This window comes from Pseudomonas sp. GG8 (assembly GCF_052976945.1).
Map to the genome: position 1 here is coordinate 2,609,044 of NZ_JBRIIP010000001.1, position 11,433 is coordinate 2,620,476.

The 11,433-nt window shown below is 57.4% G+C and carries 7 protein-coding genes; all 7 read right to left on the bottom strand.

What is annotated here, in order from left to right:
• Nucleotides 1-65 precede the first annotated feature (65 nt).
• Nucleotides 66-2,567 (bottom strand): phosphoketolase family protein, encoded by a 2,502-nt coding sequence (locus ACVBEG_RS12555; protein ID WP_447107779.1) that lies wholly within the window; start codon nt 2,565-2,567, stop codon nt 66-68.
• A gap of 130 nt (nt 2,568-2,697) precedes the next feature.
• The gene (gene potE, locus ACVBEG_RS12560) at nt 2,698-4,038 is read right to left on the bottom strand and encodes a putrescine-ornithine antiporter (RefSeq protein ID WP_323565708.1); all 1,341 of its coding nucleotides are present in this window, start codon (nt 4,036-4,038) and stop codon (nt 2,698-2,700) included.
• Nucleotides 4,039-4,122: 84 nt separating this feature from the next.
• Nucleotides 4,123-6,306, bottom strand: coding sequence for an ornithine decarboxylase (locus ACVBEG_RS12565; protein ID WP_447107780.1), 2,184 nt, complete (start codon nt 6,304-6,306; stop codon nt 4,123-4,125).
• A gap of 102 nt (nt 6,307-6,408) precedes the next feature.
• The gene (locus tag ACVBEG_RS12570) at nt 6,409-7,677 is read right to left on the bottom strand and encodes an acetate/propionate family kinase (RefSeq protein WP_447107781.1); all 1,269 of its coding nucleotides are present in this window, start codon (nt 7,675-7,677) and stop codon (nt 6,409-6,411) included.
• Nucleotides 7,678-7,714: 37 nt separating this feature from the next.
• Complete coding sequence (locus tag ACVBEG_RS12575) at nt 7,715-8,752, bottom strand: zinc-dependent alcohol dehydrogenase family protein (RefSeq protein ID WP_322178952.1); 1,038 nt, start codon at nt 8,750-8,752, stop codon at nt 7,715-7,717.
• A gap of 369 nt (nt 8,753-9,121) precedes the next feature.
• Nucleotides 9,122-9,325 (bottom strand): YbdD/YjiX family protein, encoded by a 204-nt coding sequence (locus tag ACVBEG_RS12580; protein WP_322178951.1) that lies wholly within the window; start codon nt 9,323-9,325, stop codon nt 9,122-9,124.
• A gap of 27 nt (nt 9,326-9,352) precedes the next feature.
• On the bottom strand, nt 9,353-11,413 hold the full coding sequence (locus ACVBEG_RS12585; protein WP_322178950.1) for a carbon starvation CstA family protein: 2,061 nt from the start codon (nt 11,411-11,413) through the stop codon (nt 9,353-9,355).
• Nucleotides 11,414-11,433 lie beyond the last annotated feature (20 nt).

An 11,433-nucleotide genomic window follows, 5' to 3' on the forward strand; every position in this document is an offset into this window, starting at 1 on the left:
TTATACGAACTGGGGACAAACTGGGGTCCGGCCACACCTCAAGCGTAACCGGATGTCGAAACCGCTCAGGCATCGGTAAAGAGCTGGCCTCTTACATGCCCCTTGGCTAATGGCGGCGGGCTGTCAGGCTGGCTGAAGTCAGCGGTCCAGTGCCAATTGCGTATCTCTGGAAGGTCCTCGAAGTGCTCGCGAATGTACGTGTGATGCTTGCGCAACTGGCTTTCGAAATAACTCACCACATTCTGGCTATGAGCACACAGGCGCGGCACATGGCTCAATGCGTCGATAGCGAGTTGGTAGCGACTCATCTGATTAAGCACCACCATGTCAAACGGTGTGGTCGTGGTGCCCCGATCAGAGAAACCACGAACATGGAAGCGGGCTTCGTTGGCCCGGCCATGCACCATGGAGTGGATGACCCAGGTAGAACCATGGAAGGCGAACATCACCGGTGCATCACGGGTGAACAAGGCCTCAAACGACCCATGATCCATACCGTGGGGGCGCGTTTCCGGGTTGCTGAGAATGCACAGGTCCACGACATTGACCAGCCGTACGCGGATGCCGGGGACATATTTCTGCAGCAGCCATGCCGCCGCCACCGCCTCGGTGGTCGGTACATCGCCAGCGCACGCTAACACCACATCGGGATCGTCACCCTCATCGCTGCTGGCGAAATTCCAGATCGATGCGCCTTGAGAGCAGTGTTTCAGCGCAGCGTCGAAATCCAGCCACTGGAAATCCGGCTGCTTGCCGCAGGTCACCACGTTCACGTAATTGCGGCTGCGCAAGCAGTGATCGAACACGTTGACCAGGCAGTTGGAGTCCGGCGGGTAGTACACCCGCACCACGTCGGAACGACGTTGCAACACATTGTCGACAAAGCCCGTGGACTGATGACTGAAACCATTATGGTCGTTGCGCCAGGCATGGCTGGTGAGCAGCACATTGAGCGAGGCCAATGGGCGGCGCCACTGAAACTCGCGACTCTGCTGCAACCATTTGGCATGTTGCGTCACCATGGAGTCGACGACTTGGGCGAAAGCCTCATAGGTCGACCACATGCCGTGGCGCCCCGTAAGCAAATAACCCTCCAGCCAGCCCTCGCACAAATGCTCGCTGAGCACCTCCATCACCCGGCCATTGGGCGCGAGGTGATCGTCGATCTCGAGTACCGGTCCCGTAGCCGTTCGGTTGGTGGCTTCAAACACCGCATTGAGTCGGTTGGAATTGGTTTCATCCGGCCCGAACACGCGGAAGTTGGTAGGGTTGAAGCGAATCACGTCACGCAAGTATTCGCCCAGCTTGCGCGGCGCCTCAGCGATCACTTCGCCTGGCCCAGGCACTTCCAGGCCATAGTCGGCAAAGTCTGGCAGGTCTAGCGCGGTCAGCACTCGCCCGCCGTTGACGTGAGGAACAGCGCCCATACGCAACGCGGCCGGAGGGGTCAGTGCCTGCAGTTCAGGCACCAGCGCACCGTTGTCATCAAACAACGTCTGTGGCGAATAGCTGCGCATCCAGGCCTCGAGCTGGGCCAAGTGTTGTGGATTCTGGATCACATTGGCCAGTGGCACCTGATGCGCGCGGAATGTGCCTTCGACCGGCAGACCGTCGACCACCTTCGGCCCGGTCCAGCCTTTAGGGCTGCGCAAAATAATCATCGGCCAACGCAAACGCTCGACCAGCCCCTCGTTCCGCGCACGACGCTGGATGTCACGTATGCTGGCGTAGGACGCATCCAGGGCCGCCGCAAAACGTTGATGCATGCCTGGCAAATCGTCGCCCGCGACAATAATCGGTTCATAACCGCGTCCACGGTACAGCTCGACAAGGTCGGCATCGTCTGTGCGCGCTTCCACGGTGGGGCCGGAGATTTTGTAACCATTGAGGTGCAAAATCGGCAACACCGCACCATCGTCGCGGGGATTGAGAAAACGGATGCTCTTCCAGCTGCCCTCCAGTGGACATGTCTCGGCCTCGCCATCACCAATCACGCAGGTCACCAGCAACTCGGGATTGTCAAACGCAGCGCCGAAGGCATGCACCAGCGAATAACCCAGTTCTCCGCCCTCATGCAGGGAATTGGGCGTGTGCGGACCACAGTGGCTGGGCACGCCGCCTGGCGTGGAGAAACTGCGGAAAAACCGCAACATGCCCGCCTCGTCCGGCGTTATCTCAGCGTGCACCTCGCTGTAAGTGCCCTCCAGCCAGGCGCAGGCATTGAGCGTAGGGCCGCCATGCCCGGGTCCAGAGATATAGACCATCTCGACATGCTGCTCGCTGATGAGCCTGTTCAAGTGCACGTAGATGAAGTTTTGCCCCGCCGATGTTCCCCAATGTCCCAGCAGGCGCGGCTTGATGTGCTCGGCAGTCAGGGGCTCGCGCAACAGCGCGTTGGCCTTGAGGTAGATCTGCCCGACACACAGGTAATTGGCGGCGAGCCAGTAACGATGCATGCGATCAAGCAGGTCGGCGGAGAGTGGACCGACGTCGTTAAGTTCAGGCGACGCGATCGGTACGGCTGACGGGTTATCAGCGCTGGACAGCAGCGGGTTGAAAATATACATAACGACTCCATAGGACGGCGTTGTAGACGTTTCCGCAACAGCAGGTCGATTGCAAACAGACTGCCCGGGAGCCGTCTGACTGTAGAAGACAGTTGCACATTGTCTACTACCCTTCAGTGTTCCTTGATTATCAAACCGATAGCTTTTCGCCGACTGGCTGAGGGCTTCCGTCCTTCATAAAACGTCGGGAAACAGTACCGTACAATGTCCAACCCAACATCGTCACAATGCCACCCAGCATCATCGCGTCTGCACCGGCGCTGAAGAGTGCGTAGTAACTGTAGGCTGCGGCAATGTAAGCGACAATATTAGCCAGTAACGCCTGGCGCGGGGTTACGTTTGCGGCTTGTTGAATCGTCATCAAGGCCGCCATGGACATCAGATAGGGGACCAGATTGGTCACCACCGCCAGATTAACGAGTCGGTCGAACTGCCCACTCAGGTCCGGGCTGATGGTCATCAACGACAACGCTGTCTGGCATGCCAACAAGACGAGCATACCGGCGACAGGCGTATCGGTCTTGGTCACCTTGCCGAAGATTTTCATGAAGTACCCGACATCCGCCGAGCTCTTGAACACTTGGCCAATGGTGAACTGCCACCCCAATAATGAACCAATACAGGCCACAATCATCAGGCCCATGACAATGTTGCCCACCAGGGGCGTAAACATCGTGGCAAACGCCAGACCAAAGGGTGCCGTCGAGCTGACCAGCTCAGCATTGGGAATCATCCCCGCAATCACGTTGGTCGAGACGATGTAGATCACTGCTGAAGCCAAGGTTCCCCCCAGCACGGCGATCGGCACATTACGCTCCGGGTTCTCGACGGCATCGGTGTTGGCGCATGCGGACTCGAGCCCCAGGAAAGCCCACAAGGTGATCGAGATCGAGGCCCCTACTGCTTGCATAAACGGCATGTTATGGGGGTTCCAGGCCGCTCGATAGGTTGAGAAGTCGAACCAGAACCAGCCGATTATCGAAAGGACGACAACCGGCAGGATGACCCCCCAAATGGTGACGTTACCAATCCGACCAGTGATCCTTGCCCCCCCGAAGTTGGCAAACATCGTGACCCAGAGCAGCGCGATAGCGGCCATCGCAGTGGCAACTGGTGATAGCGATGTTTTGAACAGGACGACCGAATAGCCCACCGCCGTAATAGCGATTGCAATGTTGGCGATCAGCAGCGACACGCCATACGTGTAGTTGGACATGAAGTTGCCCGAACGCCCGAACGCGTACTCGGCATACCCCCCCATACCGCCAGCCTTACGGCTGAAGCGCCCACACTTGGCAAACGCATAAGCCAGTGCCAATGAGCCCAGCGCGGTCACGATCCAAGAAAAAATTGATATCGTCCCGACCTGCGCCAGTTTGCTCGGCAGCATGACAATGCCCGACCCGAGCATGTTGACAGCCGTCAGCACGGTCAGCTGCACCACACTCATTTTTTTAACTGCAGTTCCCATGTTCCACCCCTTTTACAGCCCGAAACGACGACATGTTTAATCGATACGCCTCACCGGTTGGTGGGCGTCCACGGTGATGAGTCGTTACTGCTTGAGCACGTAGCCATAAGCCCGCAGGCGGCCATCGTCTTCTTGTTTCAGGTACACGCCCTGCAATTCCGGGGTGAACCCCGGGAACTGATTGATAGCGTCTTGGAGTGCGAGGAAGTACTTCAGCGCCGCACCGTCCCAGACCTCACCGGGCACCACGCACAGCACACCTGGCGGATACGGCAACGCGCCCTCCGTGGCGATACGCCCTTGCGCACTTTCCAGAGGAATGAGCTCAACGTTGCCACGGATGAACTCCAGGTTGGCGTCGCGCGGGCCCATTGCGATTGCGGGCATGTGCGACTGCCGGAACATCTCTTTCTGCAACTGTTTGACGTCATGCTGCGCATACAGGTTGTGCATTTCCTGACACAACTGAACGATGGTGTAGTCTTTATAACGGGCTTCGTGCGCGGCATAAATACCGGGCAATACGCTGCTCAACGGCGCGTCGTCTTTGATAAACCGCTCGAACCGGGCTATCTGAGCCACCAAGTGGTGCATCTTGGCCTTGTCTTCGGCGGGCGTAAGCAGAAACAGAATCGAGTTCAGGTCGCTTTTTTCCGGCACGATCCCGTTCTGACGCAGGAAGGTCGCCAGGATACCGGCATGGATCCCGAAGCTTGTGTATTGGCCGGTGACTGCATCAATGCCCGGCGTGGTGAACAACAACTTGCACGGGTCAATGAAGTATTGCTGCTCGTTATACCCTTCGAACGCATGCCAGCGTTCATCGGGGTGAAACATGAAAAACTTGAGGTTGCTGGCAATCTCGTCGGTGGAATAATCCTGCCAGTATTTGCCATCGATAGTCGGCGGCACGAACGGCCTGATCAATGTGCAGTTGTCCATCACCATTTTGCGCGCCTCAATACCGGCGCGTACGCACTCGCTCCACAAACGCAGGCCGCTGCGGCCGCTGTGCATGCGGGCATTGACATCGAGCGAGGCAAACAGTGGATAGAACGGACTGGTCGACGCCTGCGCCATGAACGAGTTATTCAGGCGATGGTGATTGCAGTAGCGATCCTGCCCTTTAATGTGACGGTCTTTTTTGTGGATTTGCGATGCTTGAGAGAAACCGGCCTGTTGTTTGTGAATCGATTGCGTCACAAAAATGCCGGGGTCATCAGGACCCAGCTCCAGCAACATTGGCGAACAGTCGCGCATCATGGGAATGAATTGCTCATAGCCCACCCATGCCGAGTCGAACAGAATGTAGTCGCAGAGATGGCCTATCTTGTCGACTACCTGACGGGCGTTATAAATCGTACCGTCGTAGGTCCCCAACTGAATCACCGCCAGCCGGAACGGCCTTGGTGCAGCGGCTTTTTCGGGCGTGATTTCCTGCAGACGCTCACGCAGGTACGTTTCGTCAAAACAGTGCGCGTCGATACCGCCGATAAAGCCGTAGGGGTTGCGTGCTGTTTCCAGATAAAGCGGCGTGGCGCCCGCCTGGAATAAAGCGCCTTGATGCACCGACTTGTGGTTATTTCGATCGAACAGCACCACATCCCCAGGCGTCAGCAGCGCATTGGTCACGACCTTGTTCGACGCCGAGGTGCCATTGAGGACAAAGTAAGTTTTATCCGCGTTGTAAATCTGAGCCGCACGTTGTTGGGCGGCCAGCGCCACGCCTTCGTGGATCAACAGATCCCCCATCTCCACATCGGCGTTACAGCGGTCGGAGCGAAACAGCGTCTCCCCAAAAAACTCAAAGAACTGACGCCCGGCAGGGTGCTTGCGAAAGAACTGTCCGCCTTGGTGCCCTGGGCAAGCAAACGTTGAGTTGCCACGCTCCTCATAGCGTTTGAGTGCACCGAAAAAGGGGGGAAGCAGATTGTCCTCATACCGCCGGGCAGCGGTTTCCAGCTTGTCGCCATAGAACTCGGCCTTGTCACTGCCCAAATCGAATACGCCACTGATCTGTAATAACACATCTTCAATGCCGGGGAGCGTGTTACGAGAGAACTTGTCCTGCGCGGTAACTGCAAAAAAAACAGGAATATCGAACCCGGAATTACTAATCACCTCGATCATTCCATTGCGCACGTCTTCCGTCGTGAGAACGGCGGCGGCAATGTCGGTCAAATCGGTTTGATCAAAACCCACAACCTGTCGCGAGGTCAGAAAACAGGCCTGTGCAGCAACGCTGGAAGCCACTTTCAACTGCTTCATCGCTTTCTCCTTATACCGTTGTGTTGTCAATCCATTCGTATCCGCGGGCTGACAGACAACCGCTCGGCAACTCAGGAATGGAACGTACAGGGAGTGGTTAATTCAATAACTTTCAGTTTTCTTATTTGCCGCCCGGAATTCGGCGCTGGCGTGCAGCAATTGCAAGGTATGACGTGCAATTACGTTGTCTTCATCGGTGGGAATTACCCAAGCTGCCACCCGGCTGTCAGGGTGCGACAGGCGAGGGCCGTGCTTTTGGTTTGCAGGTTCATCCATGTCCAGCCCAAGCCAGGCGCAGCCCTTTAGAATGGCGGCTCGCACGGCGACCGCGTGTTCGCCAATGCCGCCGGTAAATACCAGCGCGTCAAGCCCGCCCAATACGGCAGAAAACGCCCCTATTTCGCGCACGATGGTACGCACATAGACATCAATGGCCTCTTTGGCTTCAGGGGCTTGGCTGGCAGACAGTTCACGCATGTCGCTGGAAATTCCGCCAGAGACGCCTAACACACCACACTCGTGATAAAGCAAATGCTCAAGCGCCTGGACCGTCATGCCTCGCTCGCGCAAGAGGTACAGCAGGATGCCGGGATCCAGATGGCCTGGGCGAGTGCCCATAAGGATGCCGTCCAGCGTGGTAAAACCCATGCTGGTGGCGCGGCTGAGTCCCCCGTGCAAGGCACACAAACTTGCGCCATTACCGAGGTGGGCGACGATGGTCCGACCCGCCGCCGCACGCGAATCGTAGCCCGGCAAGACACTAGCAATGTATTCGTAGGAAAGACCGTGGAACCCATAACGACGTATGCCCTCCTCGCTCAAGGCACGAGGCAGTCCATACAGTGTTTCCAGGCGATCCAGAGAGTGGTGAAACGCAGTATCGAAACACGCCACTTGCGGCAGTCGAGGGTGTTCGCGCGCCAAGTACCGCACCGGGGCCAGACACAGAGGCTGATGCAAGGGTGCGATCGGTATCAGCGCTTCCATTTCGCTCAATACCGTCGCATCGATCAAGGCGGCGACCTGCTTTCGTTCGCCTCCGTGAACGATTCGGTGGCCCGCGGCAGCCAGCGTGTCACCGGTGTAGCGTTCGATCCATTCAACCAAACGACCCAACGTCTCGTCGGTGACCGACTCATCCGTCTGCGGCCACTGCTCCTCGACATTCACGTCACTGGCGACCTCGCGAAAGCGTAACCAGTATACGTTGCCCTGCCTCTCCAGGCTGCCATGACCGCGGGCCACGGGCTGCCCTTGATCATCCAGCCTGGATGGGTAGATGGAAAACTTGATGCTTGAAGAACCTGCGTTCATCACAAGCAACAAGCCCTCGGTGGACGGGCCCAATGAGACGCGTGCCTGATCATCCATACGATTTCCTTAGTATCGGGCAGTGATCGAAGACGCTTTATTGAGACAGAATCACTTTTATAGCCTTTTCTTTGGCCGCGTTGGCAAACACCTCATATGCCTCAAGAATGTTGTCTAGTTTGAAGCGATGAGTGATGAGCTGGCCCGGCTCGATTTTTCCGGATTGCACCGTTTTCAATAACATCGGCGTGGTATTGGTGTTGACTAGGCCGGTGGAGATATTGATGTTTTGAATCCACAGTTTTTCCAGGTGCAGCTCGACACTTTTGCCATGCACACCCACGTTGGCAATATGCCCGCCCGGAGCAATCACTTGCTGACAGGTATCGAAGGAGGCAGGAATGCCCACGGCTTCGATGGCAACATCCACACCCACCCCATCGGTCAATGCGAAGATTCGATCGACAGCATTCTCCACGTTGATGTCAATGGTGTGAGTGGCGCCGAATCGCTTGGCAACTTCGAGCCGATTTGGATCGGCATCCACCACAATCAGGGTGGCAGGAGAATAAAACTGGGCAGTGAGCAATGCCGCCAATCCGACCGGACCCGCGCCCACGATGACGACTGAATCGCCCGGTTTGACCTTGCCCGACAGCACACCGATCTCAAAACCGGTGGGCAAAATATCGCTCAACATCACCAACGCTTCTTCATCGGCGCCAGCAGGAATCGGGTACAGGCTGTTGTCTGCGTGCGGAATGCGTACCTGTTGTGCCTGGGTACCGTCAATCAAGTGGCCGAGAATCCAGCCGCCATCAGCACAGTGCGAATACAGCTGACGCTTACAGTTGGCGCAACTGCCGCATGAGGTGACACACGAAATCAGTACGTGATCGCCCTTCTTGAAGTTACGGACAGCCGAACCAACCGCCTCCACGACGCCCACGCCCTCATGGCCCAGCGTCCGTCCTTTTGTGACGGCAGGAACATCACCTTTAAGGATGTGCAGATCAGTACCGCAGATGGTGGTGTGCAGGATTCGCACAACAGCATCAGTAGGCTTTTCGATGATAGGGTTTGCTTTGTCCTCCCAGGATTTCTGGCCAGGACCTTGATAAACGAGAGCTTTCACTTAATGTCACTCCTCAGCTAAGGCGTAAACCATCACATTGGGCTCCCTGTCGGCACGTCAACCGGGGCTGGCACTTTCTAAACGTCAACGCCATTAACGGGGCAAACCTCACCCCTTTTGTCGACCCGAAACCCGAATTTCATGTGCAGCATAGGCTGATATTTATAACAGGCTGAATTTTGCGTCGGTTGATCTGGGTCAGTGAACCGCCCGCCTCCAAAAACCGGACTGCTCGCGGCGTTGCACCGGGTCCACTATCGTCTGCGGGATGTTTGTAGCGTTGGCCAAGACTAAACGCAGGCCTCGGTTTGTGCCCAAACGCAACGCGCCACGACAAGGCGTGGCGCGTTGCTCTATCAAGACAGACGATCAACAGCAGCGGGGAGACTGCCCGTTGCCGCCGCCGTAACGCGCCTCCTGACGTTCACGAAAGAACGCTTCGTAGGTCATCACCGGCTTATCGGGGTGGGTGATCTGCATATGCTCGACGTAATTATCGTAGTCAGGCATGCCCACCATCAGGCGGGCGGCCTGGCCGAGGTATTTCCCGAGTCGACTCAGGTCATTGAACATAGGCAGCTCCTCCGTTGAAACCCAGGCTCATCGTGCGTCTGGCAGCGCCTGGAATGGCGCTTCTTTATCCGTACGCTCTTTGGTGCCCCACGCCGCCACACCGACCTTGATCGCATAGAACAGGATGCTGAACACCACGAACAGGAACAGCGCAGTCAGGGTAGCGTTGGTGTACGCGTTGAAAATCACGTGCTGCATCTGATCGATAGTCTTGGCCGGGGCCAATACCTGACCCGCATCCAGCGCCGTGCGGTACTTGGTCGCCAAAGCCAGAAAGCCAACCGCCGGGCTCGGATCGAACAGCTTGATGTAGCCGGCCATGGTGGTGCAGATCAGCAGCCACACCGCTGGCAGCAGGGTGACCCATATGTAGCGTTGGCGCTTCATTTTGATCAGCACGACGGTCGCGAGCATCAGCGCGATACCGGCCAGCATCTGGTTGGAGATGCCGAACAGCGGCCACAAGGTGTTGATCCCGCCCAACGGGTCGATCACGCCTTGATAAAGCAAGTAGCCCCACATCGCGACGCAACCGCCAGTCGCGATCAGGTTGGCAGTCCAGGATTCAGTACGTTTAAGCGCCGGTACAAAGGTACCCAGCAAATCCTGGAGCATGAAACGACCGGCTCGGGTCCCCGCATCCACGGCGGTGAGGATGAACAGCGCCTCGAACAGAATCGCGAAGTGGTACCAGAACGCCATGGTGTCTTTGCCCGGCAGTACCTGGTGCAGTATCTGCGCGATACCGACCGCCAGGGTCGGCGCACCGCCAGCACGGGCCAGCACAGTGGTTTCACCGATGTCTTTAGCCACCGCAATCAGCGCGTCTGGAGTGATGGCAAAGCCCCAACTGCTGACGGTTTGCGCAACCGTGACCGCGTCGCTGCCGACAATCGCTGCAGGGCTGTTCATCGCGAAATACACGCCCGGATCAATCACCGAAGCCGCCACCATGGCCATGATCGCCACGAAGGACTCCATGAGCATCGCGCCGTAGCCGATGTAACGGGAGTTGGCTTCACTGTCGAGCAGCTTCGGCGTGGTACCCGACGCGATCAACGAGTGGAACCCGGACACCGCACCGCAGGCAATGGTGATGAATAGGAAGGGGAACAGCGCGCCTTTCCAAACCGGACCGGTGCCGTCGGTGAACTGAGTCAGCGCGGGCATTTTCAGCTCAGGCGCAATGATCAGGATGCCAATTGCCAACGCAACGATGGTGCCGATTTTCAGGAACGTCGACAGGTAATCCCGGGGTGCCAACAACAGCCAGACCGGCAATACCGCCGCGACGAAGCCGTAACCGACCAGCATCCAGGTGATTTGTATGCCGGTGAAGGTGAAGGCCTTGGACCAGACCGGGTCCGCAGCAATCTGCCCGCCGGTCCAGATCGACGCCAGCAGCAAAATCACACCGATCAGCGAGATTTCGCCAATGCGACCCGGACGGATGTAGCGCATGTAGACGCCCATGAACATCGCAAGCGGGATCGTCGCCAGCACCGTGAACATGCCCCATGGGCTGTCCGCCAACGCTTTAACCACGATCAGCGCCAACACCGCAAGGATGATGATCATGATCAGGAAGCAACCGAACAAGGCAATGGTGCCGGGCACACGGCCCATTTCTTCACGCACCATCTCGCCCAGGGAGCGACCGTTGCGCCGGGTGGACAGGAACAGAATCATGAAATCCTGCACCGCACCGGCGAACACCACCCCGGCAATCAGCCAGAGCGTACCGGGCAGATACCCCATCTGCGCCGCAAGCACCGGGCCGACCAGAGGGCCGGCGCCAGCGATGGCGGCAAAGTGGTGACCAAAAAGGATATGTTTGTTGGTCGGCACATAGTCCAGACCATCGTTATTGACGACCGCAGGGGTGGCGCGATTAGGGTCCAGCTGCATCACTTTGGTGGCGATGAACAGGCTGTAATAACGGTAGGCAACCAGATAAATCGCCACGGCGGCGACCACGATCCAGAGTGCGTTGATGGCTTCACCGCGGCGCAGCGCGACGACACCCAATGCAATTGCCCCCAAGCAGGCAACGGCGAACCAAGCAAGATGTTTGGTCAGTCGAGTCATTGTGGGTCTCCTGCCGAGGA